The organism is Cupriavidus sp. 10L45, assembly GCF_056395225.1.
Genome location: NZ_JBFTJC010000016.1, coordinates 145,073 through 158,813 on the forward strand (window position 1 = coordinate 145,073; position 13,741 = coordinate 158,813).

General features: G+C 67.2%; 14 protein-coding genes. 3 read left to right on the top strand and 11 right to left on the bottom strand.

What is annotated here, in order from left to right; genetic code table 11:
* Positions 1-199 precede the first annotated feature (199 nt).
* Positions 200-796 carry a glutathione-regulated potassium-efflux system oxidoreductase KefF gene (kefF, locus tag AC1DFU_RS25015; protein ID WP_255370958.1) on the top strand — a complete coding sequence of 199 codons (597 nt, stop codon included), beginning with the start codon at positions 200-202 and terminating at the stop codon, positions 794-796.
* On the top strand, positions 793-2,607 hold the full coding sequence (gene kefC / locus AC1DFU_RS25020) for a glutathione-regulated potassium-efflux system protein KefC (protein WP_092300028.1): 1,815 nt from the start codon (positions 793-795) through the stop codon (positions 2,605-2,607). Before kefF ends, kefC begins: the two co-directional genes overlap by 4 nt.
* Position 2,608: 1 nt before the next feature.
* Here the strand turns inward: kefC and AC1DFU_RS25025 are convergent, their stop codons facing one another.
* The 7 genes from AC1DFU_RS25025 to paaA form a co-directional block, all read right to left on the bottom strand.
* Complete coding sequence (locus tag AC1DFU_RS25025; protein WP_092300025.1) at positions 2,609-3,250, bottom strand: TetR/AcrR family transcriptional regulator; 642 nt, start codon at positions 3,248-3,250, stop codon at positions 2,609-2,611.
* Between the two features lie 7 nt (positions 3,251-3,257).
* Positions 3,258-4,055: a DUF1835 domain-containing protein gene (locus tag AC1DFU_RS25030; protein WP_441593801.1), complete on the bottom strand. Its 798-nt coding sequence runs from the start codon at positions 4,053-4,055 to the stop codon at positions 3,258-3,260.
* A 150-nt stretch (positions 4,056-4,205) separates the two neighbouring features.
* Positions 4,206-5,297 (bottom strand): 1,2-phenylacetyl-CoA epoxidase subunit PaaE, encoded by a 1,092-nt coding sequence (gene paaE / locus AC1DFU_RS25035; RefSeq protein WP_092300019.1) that lies wholly within the window; start codon positions 5,295-5,297, stop codon positions 4,206-4,208.
* 27 nt (positions 5,298-5,324) lie between these two features.
* Complete coding sequence (gene paaD, locus AC1DFU_RS25040) at positions 5,325-5,936, bottom strand: 1,2-phenylacetyl-CoA epoxidase subunit PaaD (RefSeq protein WP_255370957.1); 612 nt, start codon at positions 5,934-5,936, stop codon at positions 5,325-5,327.
* A 20-nt stretch (positions 5,937-5,956) separates the two neighbouring features.
* Positions 5,957-6,808, bottom strand: coding sequence for a 1,2-phenylacetyl-CoA epoxidase subunit PaaC (gene paaC, locus AC1DFU_RS25045; protein ID WP_441593798.1), 852 nt, complete (start codon positions 6,806-6,808; stop codon positions 5,957-5,959).
* Positions 6,809-6,818: 10 nt separating this feature from the next.
* A complete protein-coding gene (paaB, locus tag AC1DFU_RS25050) occupies positions 6,819-7,133 on the bottom strand; it encodes a 1,2-phenylacetyl-CoA epoxidase subunit PaaB (RefSeq protein ID WP_092300010.1) in 315 nt (104 codons plus the stop codon).
* A 21-nt stretch (positions 7,134-7,154) separates the two neighbouring features.
* Positions 7,155-8,177 carry a 1,2-phenylacetyl-CoA epoxidase subunit PaaA gene (gene paaA / locus AC1DFU_RS25055; RefSeq protein WP_441593796.1) on the bottom strand — a complete coding sequence of 341 codons (1,023 nt, stop codon included), beginning with the start codon at positions 8,175-8,177 and terminating at the stop codon, positions 7,155-7,157.
* A 257-nt stretch (positions 8,178-8,434) separates the two neighbouring features.
* On the opposite strand from paaA, the gene AC1DFU_RS25060 reads away from it, so the two are divergent.
* Positions 8,435-8,902, top strand: coding sequence for a universal stress protein (locus AC1DFU_RS25060; RefSeq protein WP_092300003.1), 468 nt, complete (start codon positions 8,435-8,437; stop codon positions 8,900-8,902).
* Between the two features lie 4 nt (positions 8,903-8,906).
* Here the strand turns inward: AC1DFU_RS25060 and AC1DFU_RS25065 are convergent, their stop codons facing one another.
* The 4 genes from AC1DFU_RS25065 to AC1DFU_RS25080 form a co-directional block, all read right to left on the bottom strand.
* Positions 8,907-9,185, bottom strand: a complete 279-nt coding sequence (locus tag AC1DFU_RS25065; RefSeq protein ID WP_092300000.1) for a DUF1488 family protein — start codon at positions 9,183-9,185, stop codon at positions 8,907-8,909.
* A gap of 99 nt (positions 9,186-9,284) precedes the next feature.
* Positions 9,285-11,396: an FUSC family protein gene (locus AC1DFU_RS25070; RefSeq protein ID WP_441593793.1), complete on the bottom strand. Its 2,112-nt coding sequence runs from the start codon at positions 11,394-11,396 to the stop codon at positions 9,285-9,287.
* A gap of 382 nt (positions 11,397-11,778) precedes the next feature.
* A complete protein-coding gene (locus AC1DFU_RS25075; protein WP_092299994.1) occupies positions 11,779-13,023 on the bottom strand; it encodes a nucleoside recognition domain-containing protein in 1,245 nt (414 codons plus the stop codon).
* 84 nt (positions 13,024-13,107) lie between these two features.
* Complete coding sequence (locus AC1DFU_RS25080; RefSeq protein WP_092299991.1) at positions 13,108-13,494, bottom strand: DUF488 domain-containing protein; 387 nt, start codon at positions 13,492-13,494, stop codon at positions 13,108-13,110.
* Positions 13,495-13,741 lie beyond the last annotated feature (247 nt).

Consider the following 13,741-nt stretch of genomic DNA (forward strand, 5'->3'; position numbering starts at 1 on the left):
GCGTAAGCTTTCGGGCGCAATGGTCGGCGCAGGAAATTGCATCAGACTGTGACGGCCAAGAAAATCCCGTAAAATCAAGCGGTTGCCGGAGAGGCTACAACGTCATATGGGTGACGGTGTGGATTTGCTGCAACGCCGCACACTTCCAGCGGTCTGTGGTGATCAGACGCTAACCGGAATCTTCGCCTTGCCACCCTCCATGCACGAGCCCCCCATCGTTGTGATCTATGCGCATCCCGCGCCCCGCCGTTCCCGCGTCAACCGTCCGCTCGCCGAGGCGCTGGCCGCCCTGCCGCACGTGGCCGTGCGCGAGCTTTACCGGCTTTATGTGGATTACGACATCGACGTCGTGGCCGAGCAGCGGCTGCTTTCCACCAGCGAGACGGTCGTCCTGCAATTCCCGGTCCGCTGGTACAGCGTGCCCGCGCTGCTGAAGCTCTGGATCGACGAAGTGCTCGAGCCCGGCTGGGCCTACGGGCCAGGCGGCACGGCGCTGCGCGGCAAGTCGATGCTGGTGGTGGTCAGCACGGGCGGCCACGCCGATGCCTACGGGCCGGACGGCTCCCACGGCCATCCGATTGCCGATTTCCTGCTGCCGCTCGAGCAGACCGCCGTGCTATGCGGCATGACCTGGCTGCCGCCGGTGGTGCTGCACGATGCCAACAACGCCGATCCGGAGGCCATCGCGCTGCATGTCGAGCATGTGGCCCGGCATCTGGCGCCGCCCGAGCCGGTACCGCCCGAGGTGGCCTCGGCCGATGAAGTGCCGTCCGAGGAGCCGGAGGACGCGCCATGAACCAGCATGACTTCCTGATTGCGCTGCTGGTGTTCCTGGTGGCGGCCGTGGTGGCGGTGCCACTGGCGCGGCGGCTTGGCCTCGGCGCGGTGCTCGGCTACCTGATCGCCGGCGCGGCCATCGGCCCGTTCGCGCTGCGGCTGGTCACCAATGTCGAGTCGATCCTCCATTTCTCGGAGTTCGGCGTCGTGATGATGATGTTCGTCATCGGCCTGGAACTGGAGCCGCGCAAGCTCAAGAACCTCAAGAAATCGATTTTCGGCTACGGGACGACGCAGCTCGCGGTCTGTGCCGTGGTGCTGGGTATCCTGGCCGCGCTGCTGGGCGCGCCGTGGCAGGTGGCGCTGGTGGCGGGGCTTGGCCTGGCGCTGTCTTCCACGGCCATCGCGTTCGCCACGCTGGCCGAGCGGAACCTGATGGGCACCCCGGCTGGCGCGGCCAGCTTCGGCATTCTGCTATTCCAGGATATCGCCGCGATCCCGATGATCGCCTTGCTGCCGCTGCTGGCCGCCGATGCCGTCGGCGCGGTACCGCATGGCCCGCCAGCCTGGCAGACCGCCGGCAAGGCGGTGGCCGTGATGGCGCTGCTGGTGGTGGTGGGCCGCTACCTGGTGCGCCCGGTGCTGCGCTTCATCGCCCGCACGGACATGCGCGAGATGTTCACTGCGTTCGCGCTGCTGCTGGTGGTTGGCATCGCGCTGATGATGGATGCGGTGGGCGTTTCCATGGCGCTCGGTACCTTTGTGGCCGGCGTGCTGCTGGCGGATTCGGAGTACCGCCATGCGCTCGAGGCCGATATCGAGCCGTTCAAGGGCCTGCTGCTGGGGCTGTTCTTCATGGCAGTGGGCATGTCGATCGACTTCGGCGTGCTCAGCGAGTCCCCGGGGCAGGTGCTGGGCCTCGTGCTGGGCTTCGTCGCGGTCAAGACGCTGATTCTGGCGCTGCTGGCGCGCCGTTTCGGCATCTCGCGCGGCCAGTGGCTGCTGTTCGGGCTGCTGATCTCGCAAGGCGGCGAGTTCGCCTTCGTGGTGTTCGGCGTGGCCGCCCACGCGGGCCTGCTGCCGCCGCATATGGAGGCGCTGCTGGTGCTGGTCGTGGCCTTGTCGATGGTGGCCACGCCGTTGCTGCTGCTGGTCTTCGACCGCCTGATCGCGCCGCGCCTGCATGCGCTGTCGCGCCGTAAGGACGACGCGATCCCGCCGCAGCACAACCCGGTGCTGATTGCCGGCTTCGGGCGCTTCGGCCAGATCGTCGGCCGCCTGCTGTACTCGCAGGGCATTACGGCGACGATTCTCGACCACGACCCGGACCAGATCGAGTTCCTCAAGGGCTTCGGCTTCAAGGTGTTCTATGGCGACGCCACCCGCGTGGACCTGCTCGAGGCGGCCGGCGCCGGCACGGCCCAGATCCTCGTGGTGGCCATCGAGGGCATGGAAGACAGCCTGGCGCTGATCGACCGCGTGCGAGCGCGCTTCCCGCACCTGAAGATCTACGCACGGGCGCGCCACGTCTCGCACGTGTACCAGCTCAAGGACCGCGGCGTGGAGATCTTCGAGCGGGAGATGTTCGAGGGTTCGCTGATGATGGGCCGCCGCGTGCTGGAGGGGCTGGGCATCGATCCGGCCGACGCGCGCAGCGTGGCCTTGCGCTTCCGGCGTCACAATATCCAGGCGATCGACCGTTTCTACCCGCACTACCGCGACCAGACCAAGCTGGTATCGCTGGCGCGGCAGGCGCGCGACGAACTTGAGGAAATGTTCCGCCAGGACCGCGAACAGCGGCAGAAGCAGGAAGACGCGGAGTGGTCCTGATTCAGGGCTGGGCCGGCGCGCTGCGTGCCAGCCCGTCGGCCAGCCCATTGGCCAGGCCGTTGTCGAGCAGGTCCACGACCATCTCGGCGAACTGGCCGTAAGACAGCTTGCCGCCCGGCTTGAGCCAGGTGAAGGTCCAGTTGATCATGCCGAACACGGTCATCGCCAGCGCGGTCTGGTTCTCGCGCGTGACGCGCGCCGGGTAGGCCAGCCGCAGCTTGCGGGAGAAGGCCGCCACCACGTCGCGCTCGCGCTTCAGGATCAGGTCGCGCTGTTCGTCGGCCAGGAACTTGACGTCGTTGATCAGCGCGATGTGCCGAGTTTGAGACGTTTCGTATTCGGCGAGGAAGGCGCGTAGCAGATCGCCGAAACTCTCGGCGTCGGTACGGCCCTGACGCTCGCTCTCGGCTTCCACCTGGGTGACGATCAGCATCAGCTGGCGCGTGTAGCGGTCCAGCAGGTCGAACAGGATCGCTTCCTTGCTCTCGTAATAGTGATAGAGCCGCGCCTTGGACGTGCCGCAGGCCGCCGCGAGGTCGGCCATCGACGTGCTCGGGTAGCTGCTGGCCGCGAAGGCGGCGGCGGCCAGGTCCAGGATCTGCTCGCGTTGTGCCTCGAAATCGGGCGCCTTGGTTCTTGCCATGGGCCGCTTATTCCGCGCTCGCGCTGAGGGGGGTGCGGCGCAGTTCGCAGGTCTGGAGCGAATCGGCGTTGCCGCGCAGCATGAGCTGCCCGGTGCTGATGAGCTCCCGGCAGCGCCAGAACACGAACCAGTCGCTCGCCAGCAGGCCTTCGATGGCGCCCATGACGCTGGCGACCACCTCGGCGGCCGGCTTCCAGTCCTCGGGCGCGCGCTCCAGGATCACGTCGTCGACGTTATGGTAGGCGGCCGGCACGAGCGTATTGCCCTTCCAGAGCCGCACGTCGGCGTTCTCCTTCACGTTCTGCTGCCACTCGTAGCCCAGCCGGCCCAGCCGCAGCACCGAGACCGGCGCGATGGTCGAGAACCGCCGCGCCAGCCGCGCGGCCGGGTACATGCCGATGGCGGCGAGGTTGCCCTGGGCGGGTACCTCCAGTTCGCGCAGGTCCATCGACACTTCATTGATCCGCTGGGGCGCCTGGTACAGGTGGAAGACCACCCGGCGCAGCATGAGCTGGTCGGAGGCGCTCTGGCCGTGCCAGATGGCGACCTCCAGGTCGTCGCGGCGTAGCGCCTGGAGCTGGTCCAGCGCCTGGCGCATCTCGGCCGCAAAGTCGATATCGGTATGGGGCGCCACCCGCTGCCAGAAGCCGGAGCGGATCAGGCCGGTGCTGTCCACATCCGCGATGGGGCCGACGGCCAGGTCGTCGCGCAGGACGACCACCGGATCGGGACGGGCCGCCTGGGCCAGGGCCTGGCGCAGCGTGTTGCCCGCAACATCGCCGTTGACGACATGGATATATTGCATGACCGTGATTGTATAGGGTGCGACGTGTCCCGGCGGAACCCCGGCCGCCATCGGTCCCGCCGTTGGCGAACGGCCCTGTGGCGGACGATGCGACGCATGGAGCGTGTCCCGCCATTGTAATCACGGCGACAGTCGTGCCACCAGCAACAACTAGCGTTCGTCGTAGCTGACCACCACCCGGGGCGTGAGCGCGCGCGCCTGGCAGGTGAGCACGAACCCTTTTTCCATCTCCCACGGCTCCAGCGTGTAGTTCTTCTCCATCTCGACCTTGCCTTCGAGCACCTTGGCGCGGCAGGTGCAGCAGACCCCGCCCTTGCAGGCGTAGGGCAGGTCCAGACCGGCTGCCAGCGCGGTGTCCAGCACATTGGCGTCCTCCAGCGGCAGGCGCATCTTGTGCTGCTTGCCGTCCAGCACGACCACCAGTTCGGCGGTGCCGGCGTGGCTCGCGTGGTGTTCCGTCGACGTTTTACGAGGCGCGGACGCTAGCGGCACGCCAAAGCGTTCGGCGTGGATCTGGTGCGGATCCAGGCCCGCTTCCTTCAGCGCCGCCTCCACTTCGTCGATCATCGAGGCCGGGCCGCAGACAAAGGCGGCGTCGATATCGTCGACGGGAATCAGCGTTTCCAGGAAGGCGGCCACCCGGGCGCGGTCGAGCCGGCCGTGCAGAAGATCCACCTCCTGTGGCTGGCGGGACAGCACGTGGTAGAGCGTGAAACGGGACAGATACTGGTTCTTCAGATCCTCCAGCGCCTCGGAGAAGATGATGCTGTCCACGCTGCGGTTGCCGTAGACCAGCGTGAAGCGGCTGCGCGGCTCGCGCGCCAGCGTGGTACGGATCAGCGACAGCACCGGCGTGATGCCGCTGCCGGCGGCAAAGGCCACGTAGTGGCGCGCGGCGGCGGTGTCCAGCGGCACGTGGAAGCGGCCATCGGGCGTCATCACCTCGAAGACCTGCCCGGGCGCCACGGTGTCGTGCAGCCAGGTGGAGAACACGCCGTCGTCCACCAGCTTCACGGCCACGCGCAGTTCGCCGCGCTCGTCGTAGTCCTGCACCCCGCAACAGATCGAATAGGAGCGACGCACGTCCTTGCCGTCGACGGGAGCCTTCAGCGTGAGGAACTGGCCCTGCGTGAAGCGATAGGCGTCGCGCAGCGGCTCGGGCACCTCGAAGGCGATCGACACAGTGTCGGACGTTTCCGGGCGTACCTGCGCCACGCGCAGCGGGTGGAACTGTGGGGTCATCGCGTGTCTGCCTCTGGCTTTCTGGACTTAATACGGCTTGAAGTAGTCGAACGGCTCGCGGCAGTCCAGGCAACGATGGAGTGCCTTGCACGCCGTGGAGGCAAAGCGCGATAGCTCCTCGGTATGCGTGCTGCCGCAATGGGGGCAGGCGATGGCCGGGGTTGCGTGGGGTAGGGCGCGTGGGACAAAGCGCAGCGGCCTGACCGTCGCGCTCGCGCCGATCTCGCTGTCTTGCGATCCGCAACGCCCCGGCGGGGCGATGCCGTACGCGCGCAGGCTGGCGCGGCCGGCCTCGGTGATCCAGTCAGTGGTCCAAGCCGGCGCCAGCACCGTGCGCACACGCCACGGCGCCAGTCCGGCGGCTTCGAGCGCGCGGCCCACGTCTTCCTCGATCTGGGACATGGCCGGGCAGCCGGAGTAGGTCGGCGTGATAACCGCCTCGAGCGTCGCGCCATCGTCGGCCAGCCGTACGTCTCGCAAAATGCCGAGATCGCGGATCGACACGACCGGGATTTCGGGGTCCGGCACGGCCTCCAGCGCGGCCCACGCGGCGGCGAGGCGTTCGTCGGCCGAGCGCGGGCCGGTCGCGGTGGCGACGGGGAAGGCCGGTGCGAAGGGGGAGGTGACAGTCGACGCCATCCGCATGACCGGACCCCCGCCTACCACTGCGCGCCGGGGTGGGCGCGTGCCAGCCCCTGCATTTCGGCCAGCAGGTAGCTCATGTGTTCCGAATGCACGCCGAGCTTGCCCGTGGAGACGAACGCCGAGGGCGCCGGCAGGCGCAGCGTGGCGTCCTCCAGGGTGGCGTGGACGATGGCCTCCCAGGCGTCGCGCAGGCTTGCCGTCGGCACGGCCACGCCCTGGTCGGCGGCGGCCTGCTCGACTGGATCGGGCGCGAAGCACTCGTTCATATAGGGCAGCAGGTGGTCCAGCGCGCGCTGCATGCGGACGTGGGACGCATCGGTACCGTCGCCCAGCCGCACCACCCATCCCGCCGCATGCTGCAGGTGGTAGCGCGCCTCCTTGGCCGATTTGGCGGCGATGGCGGCCAGCCCCGCGTCCTGGCTGGTCTCCAGCGCGGGCCAGAGTGCGGCCATCAGCGCCCCGTATAGGAAATTTCTCATGATGGTGACCGCGTAGTCGCGCTCGGTCCGGGCCGTGCCGGCCAGCGGGCCGGTGTGCGGCAGCTCCAGCAGCGTCCAGTTGCGGAACTCGCGTTCCTCGCGCCAGTACGCGTACTCGTCCTCCTGGCGCGCGCGGCCGGTGAGCCGGCCTTCGAGTTCGCCGGCATGGGCGTACAGCAGCCGCGCCTGGCCGATCAGGTCCAGGCTGATGTTGGCCAGCGCGATGTCTTCTTCCAGCGCCGGGCCATGGCCGCACCATTCGGCGTTGCGCTGGCCCAGGATCAGCGCGTTGTCGGCCAGCCGCAGCACGTACTGCAGCGGCGCGGTGCGGGCGAGGTCGTGGGAGCTGTTGAGGGCGCGATCGTCGGCGACGAGGGTCTGCGTCATGGTGCCGGCCTTACATATGGTTGACTTCGTCGGGGAGCTGGTAGAACGTCGGGTGCCGGTAGATCTTGTCGGCGGCCGGATCGAACAGCTCGGCCTTCTCCGCCGGCGCGCTGGCCGTGATGGCGGACGAGGGCACCACCCAGATCGACACGCCTTCCTGCCGGCGCGTGTAGACATCGCGAGCCATGTGCAGCGCCTGCTCGGCGTCTGCGGCGTGGAGGCTGCCGCAATGCTTGTGCTCCAGTCCCTGCTTGCTGCGGACGAACACTTCCCACAGCGGCCATTCCTTCTTGCTCGGGTGCGTCTCAGGTGTCGATTGCGCCATGTCTGTCTCCTTGGGCGGCGGTCAGGCGGCTTCGCGCTGCGGTCGTTCGGCGCGGCGGCGGGCGTGGGCCAGCGCGGCCTCGCGCACCCAGGCGCCGTCTTCGTGCGCCTTCACGCGCGTGGCCAGCCGCTCCTTGTTGCAAGGGCCGTCGCCATTGATCACGCGCCAGAATTCGTCCCAGTCGAGTGGGCTGTAGTCGTGGTGGCCGCGCTCGGCATTCCATTTCAGGCCGGGGTCGGGCAGCGTCACGCCCAGCACCTTGGCCTGCTCGACGGTGGCATCGACAAATTTCTGGCGCAGGTCGTCGTTCGAGATCCGCTTGATGCCCCAGGCCATGGTCTGGCCGCTGTTGGTGGAGGCGGCGTCCGGCGGGCCGAACATCATCAGCACCGGGAACCACCAGCGGTTCACCGCGTCCTGGACCATCTCGCGCTGGGCATCGGTGCCGCGCATCATGGCCAGCAGGGCGTCGAAACCCTGGCGCTGGTGGAACGACTCCTCCTTGCAGATGCGGATCATCGCGCGCGCGTACGGGCCGTACGAGCAGCGGCACAGCGGAATCTGGTTCATGATCGCCGCGCCATCGACCAGCCAGCCGATCACGCCGACGTCCGCCCAGGTCAGCGTCGGGTAGTTGAAGATCGACGAATACTTGGCGCGGCCGGTGTGCAGGGCATCGACCAGATCATCGCGCGAGGCATTGAGCGTTTCGGCCGCGCTATATAGATAGAGGCCGTGGCCGCCTTCGTCCTGCACCTTGGCCAGCAGGATGGCCTTGCGCTTGAGCGACGGCGCGCGGCTGATCCAGTTGCCCTCCGGCAGCATGCCGACGATCTCCGAATGCGCGTGCTGCGAGATCTGGCGCACCAGGGTCTTGCGGTAGGCGTCGGGCATCCAGTCCATCGGCTCTATCTTGCCGTCTTCCGCCATGCGCGCGTCGAACGCGGCCTGGCGCGCGGCGAGGCCGGCATCCTGCGGCCCGCTGAGCGGCGTGACCGTGGGCTGGGCAGGCTGGCCGGGCAGGTCGAGACTCTGCGTGTACATAACGTCTCCTTCTGATGGGTGGCCGCGCGGTGGTTGTTCTTGTCGAGGCTGGACGGCGGCGGCGGGTCTGCTCACTATATATATAAACCGACCGGTCGGTCAATTTAATGGCGTATGGATGGGTGCGCGTGATGGGTGATCCGCCTATCCCATTTTCAGAATCGGCTCATCACGTGGGTTTGGCGCCACGTGTAGTATCGGATGTAGCGGTCGCGGCACGGCTGCGGCGCTTCTCTCTTCTATCGGAGGACAAGGCAATGACTAGCACGGCTTACAACCGGATCGTGGTGGCGGTGGATGGCAGCAGCACGTCCGACCTGGCCCTGCGCGAGGCCCTGCGGGTGGCCGGCGGCGGCTCGACGATCCTGGCGCTCTATGTGGTGGACAACGGCGTGATGCTGTTCGACGCGGGCTACTACGACCCCACGCAGATCGAGCGCGCCTTCGCGGACAGCGGCAAACGCGCGCTGGAGGCGGCCGGCAAGGTGCTGGGCGACGCCGGTGCGACGTTCGAGACGAAACTGGTGACGGAGCCTGCCGTGGCCGGCGACATCGCCGGATCGATCAATGAAGCCGCGCGCCAGTGGGGCGGGGACCTGCTGGTCATCGGCACCCACGGCCGGCGCGGCGTGCGGCGTATCGTGCTCGGCAGCGTGGCCGAGGCGGTGATCCGTCAGGCGACGATGCCGGTGCTGCTGGTACGCGGGCAGGCGGCCGAAGGCTGATCGATCAGTCCGCGAAGCGGAAATGCCCGCTGCGCAGGACGATCTCGCGCGCCTTGGTCAGCTCGAACAGGGTTTCCGCCAGATGCTCAATGCGCTGGCGGTGACTCGTGAACGCGGCGCGCAGGTCGTCTTCGCGCGGCGACTGGGCGCCACAATGGTTCTCGAGCGCCTCGGCGGTCACGGAATACTGCGATGAATTGCCATTGACCGTAGCGGGGCACGATAGCGTCAGACTGGCGGCGCAGTAAGACGGAACGCTGGTCGGGAAGGAGATTTGAGCCATGGCGCACCTCGTACTTGTCGGGAACGGGGAAACGGCGGATATCCAATCATTCTAGGATAGTTGCGAGCGCCTGCCCGAACGCCGAAATGCCGGGCTATCTCATCCCGCCTTGACCCCGCGCAAGCGCGAGCGCGTCGCCAGCGCCTGTTCCGCCACCAGGGTGCGCAGCCTGGCGACCGTGTGATGCGCGGCATCGATATGGTTGTCCGCGTAGCCAGCCTGTTCCGCCAGAAATCGGTCAAAGGGCGGATCGGCGGGCGTTAGCGGTGCCAGCCGGGCCGGCGCCACCGCTGCCGTCACGCCGGTGTGACCCGGTCGGACGGCCACCTCGGCCAGTCGGGCCTCCAGATCGCCAAGCAGTGCCTGCACGGCCGGCACGGGCTTCGTGTAGATCTCCCCCGATTCGGTGCCGGCACGCAGCAGCCCTGCCAGTGCGGCCATTCGCCGCGCTGTGGCATGCAGGGTGCGATGAGTGACCGCCAGCGCCGGATCCAGTTCGGCCGCACATTGGGCGAGCGTGTCCTCGGCACGGGTGGAGGCGCGGCCGGCAGCCACGCGCAGCGCCTCGAGCCGGGCTGGCGCCGCCGACAGCGCGCGCGCCGCGCTGATCGAGGCGCGGAGGTAGACCGCGTTGACCGCGAGCGCATCCAGGCTGTGGCGGAACGCGCGCGACAACTCCGCACGTGGCGCCAGCACCACATAGCTGGCCAGCGCGATCAGGCAGCCGATGGCCGTATCGGCGCCGCGCAATGCCGCCACGTGGCTGCTGCTGGCGGCGGGCTCGCCGAGCCAGGAGAACAGGATGACCGCTGGCGTCAGGCAGAACGCGAACGCGCCGGCATTGCCGGCCAGCCGCGTCGCATAGGCGGCGGCGAGGAATACCGCGCTGATGCCGAGCGCCAGCGTCGGCGTGGGGTGCATCAGGCTGATGCCGCAGGCCAGCAGCGCACCGCCCAGCGAACCGGCAAAGCGCAGAAACGAGATCTGCCGGGTGGTTTGCAGGCGCGGGCTCAGCACCATGATCACGGTGACGGCCACCCAGTAGCTGTGATGGACCTGCCAGACCTGCGACGGCAACAGGCTCAGCCCGCCCGCCAGCGCCAGCCGGAGCGCGTGGCGCGACACCCGGGCATCGCGCGCGGCGAGGTCGGCCAGCGTATGCGCCAGGCGGTCGAGCATGGCCGTGACGCCGGTATTCGGCCAGACGAAGCGCTCGCGCCATCGATCGAAACCGGGGTGCTGGGCCAGCGCGGCCAGGGCGGATTGGTAAGGGGGCGGCGCGGAGGCATTGGGGCGCTGCGCCACGAGGCCACGCAGGTCGCGGGTCAGCATCGCGCTCAGTGCCGGCAGGTCCGGGGCATGACGGGCGAGGGCCTGGCGAACCTGCTCCTGCGTATCGGCGAGGCAGCGCGCGGCATAGGCCAGCGGCAGGCCGTGGGTGTCGCCGGCGCGCTCGCGCAGTTCGCCAGCGACGATCAGCAGGGCGAAGATGGCGTCGGCCACCGCCACGGCGTAGGCGTAGTGGAGCAATCCCAGCGGGTCTCGCAGGCCACGCCGGGCGGTCACGGCGGCGCGCGCCGCTTCGATACGAAGGCGGATTTCCTGCTTATGTGGCGTGCTGTCGTGGGCGGGCGCGGTAGTCGCCAGGAAATCGGCAAAGCGCAGCAGGGCGTCGTAGACGGCGACTACCTCCGTCCGCGGCCGGGTGTCGCGCTGGGAGGGAATCAACAGCAGGCAAACCAGGCAGGCAAAGACGCCGCCTAGCAGGTAGTCGACGCTGCTCGTCCACGCGTAGGTGGCGATCGGCAAACCTCCGGCCGGCTGCAGGCAGGCGGCGATGAGCACCACGTAGAGCAGCTTGAAGCACAAAGCGGCTGCGGGGCCGCGTAGCTCGACCAAACCGGCCACCAGCCCTGCGGCTAGCACCACGAGCAGTGCCAGCAGCGGCGACCCCGAAAGGCTCGCGCCCAGTGCGCTGGCCAGCGCACCGCCGATGCCCACGGTGCCCAGCGCACGCATGCGGGCGGCCGCCGTGCCTTGGCGATCAGCCAGGCAGGTCCAGATCGATGCCGTTGCCGACCAGAGATAACCGTGTTCGCCAGTCAGCCAGCCGGTACCGGCCAGCGCCAGGAAAGACAAGGCGTAGACGATGCCACGCCGCAGGTAGGCGGTATCGGGCCAGTATCGGAGAAGGCGCGCAGCGGTAGGCATCGCAGGCAAATTAGGAGAGCGGCGGGGTGTCAGGGTTATTGCTGATGCCACTCTACGATGCTGATTGGTGCATCGCAACAAAGGTGTGGGTTTTCTGCGATTTGCGCGGCAACTGTGCGCGCTTGCACCACGACGGGGAAAAGTGACGCTGACCGGTGCAGATGTCACATTCGTGATGTAGACCGATCAAAAACCGCCTATCGATCTGAGGATTCCACAGATTTTGGGCAAAAAAAACCCGCGCAAGTGATGCGCGGGTTGGAATCCACCGAGGTGGTGGAGGAGACAGACTTCACTATACACAGGTTGTTGCGACGCACCAAGTCCCGCGTTCGAGAATGACTTCAAAAGCGCACAATCACGTTGCATTGGGACAACAGCGCTATCGAAAGAGGTAGGCGATCCACACGGCGGCGGTCATGCCGACCACATCGGCGAACAGCGCACAGCCCAATGCGTGACGGGTATTGCGCACATTGACGCTACCGAAATAGACGGCCATCACATAGAAAGTGGTCTCGGTCGAACCCTGGATGATCGCCGCGAGTCGGCCCTGGAAGGAGTCGACGCCGTAAGTGCTCATCACATCGACCATCAGCCCGCGCGCGCCGGCGCCGGACAGGATCTTCATCAGGCCGACTGGCAGCGCGGGAACGAAGTCGGTATTGAGTCCCAGCCACGCGAATCCGGCCGACAGGCCCTGCATGAGCACGTCCATGCACCCCGAGGCGCGGAACAGTCCGATCGCCACGAGGATCGCCACTAGATAAGGAATGATCTGCACCGCGACGCCGAAGCCTTCCTTGGCGCCATCGATAAAGGCGTCGTAGACATTGACCCGCCGCACCGCGCCGCAAACCAGGAACAGGGTGATCAGCGACAGGATGAACGCGCTGCCGGCGAGCGCGGCCAACTGGCTCACCTGATCCGGCGGCGCCTGCCGCAGCCAGACGAACAGCCCCCCGACAGCCGCCGCCGTGATCGCGAACGCGGCCAGCACGGCGGGTTTGAGCAGGTTCAGTCGCTGCACCCAGGCCACGGCCAGCAGCCCGGCCAGGCAGGAGACGCCGGTGGCGAGCAGCGTCGGCAGGAAAATATCGGCCGCATTGAAGCCGGTGAGCCCCTGCTTGACGGCCATCGCCTGGCGGATGGCGATGACCGACGTGGGAATCAACGTCAGCCCGGCCGTGTTCAGGACGATGAACATGATCTGGGCGTTGCTGGCGGTGTCCGGCTTGGGATTCAGCGTCTGCAGCTCCCGCATGGCGTTGAGCCCGAGCGGGGTGGCGGCGTTGTCCAGGCCGAGCAGATTGGCGGACACATTCATCATCATCGCGCCCTGTGCCGGGTGGCCCTGCGGCACGCCGGGGAAGAAGTGACGCAGCAATGGGTTCATGGCCCGGGCGAAGAGATCGACCACGCCGGCCCGCTCGCCAATCCGCATGATGCCAATCCAGAGGCACATGACGCCGGCCAGCCCAAGAGAAATCTCGAAAGCGGTGCGCGCGTTGTCAAACAGGCTGGCGAGCATGGCCGGGAAGACCGCCGTGTCGCCGTGAGCCAGCCGCACGCAGGCGGCCAGGAAGGAAATCAGGAAGAATCCAAGCCAGACGAGGTTCAGTGCCATCGACGTATGAGAGGCCAGTGAGAAGCTTCGCCTTGCCTGCTTACTAATAAGGAGGCGGCGAAGCTTCGCATCATATCGTGCGGATTACGCCAGGTCGGCGCCGCGCTTGGCCAGCAGGTCGCGCAGGATGCTGCGGTGACAGTGAGATTCGTCCTCGCAATAGCAACCGAGCGAGAAGTTCGTCTGATGGGACAAGGCTGCAAGGAGATCTAGCGTGCGGCTGGCATCGGGCTCGGCCATCTCGGCACGGTACTTCTTCTCGAAGGCACGCCACGCCTTGCCGTCCGTGGCGGCCTGGGCCTGCGCGACGAGGTCCGTGGATGGTGCAAGCGCCGGGTACCAGACATCGTAATAGTCACGGCAGGCGAACTCAGCCTTTGGCACCCCGCGCGGCGGCCGTCGCACCGTGCCCATGCGCAGCCCCTCATCCTCGGCGCGCGGCGATCCTAATCTCACGATACGGATGGTCATGGTTTCCTCGTTTTGTGCTCTAAACGGCACCTGAGATGAACTTGAGAATTATTTTGCGAAATCGCTTGCCAGCCTGCCATCAGTCGCCTACTATTCGTCCCCTCGCAACACAAACCGCGCTGCAAACGCAGCAGCGACAAGGGTTGCGGGGTTGATGGGTGGTCGGGCTGAGGAGTTTTCCAGCGCTGACCGCAGCGAAAAAAACTTCGCTGACCTGTTGACGAAACGCAGGTTGTTCTTCATAATC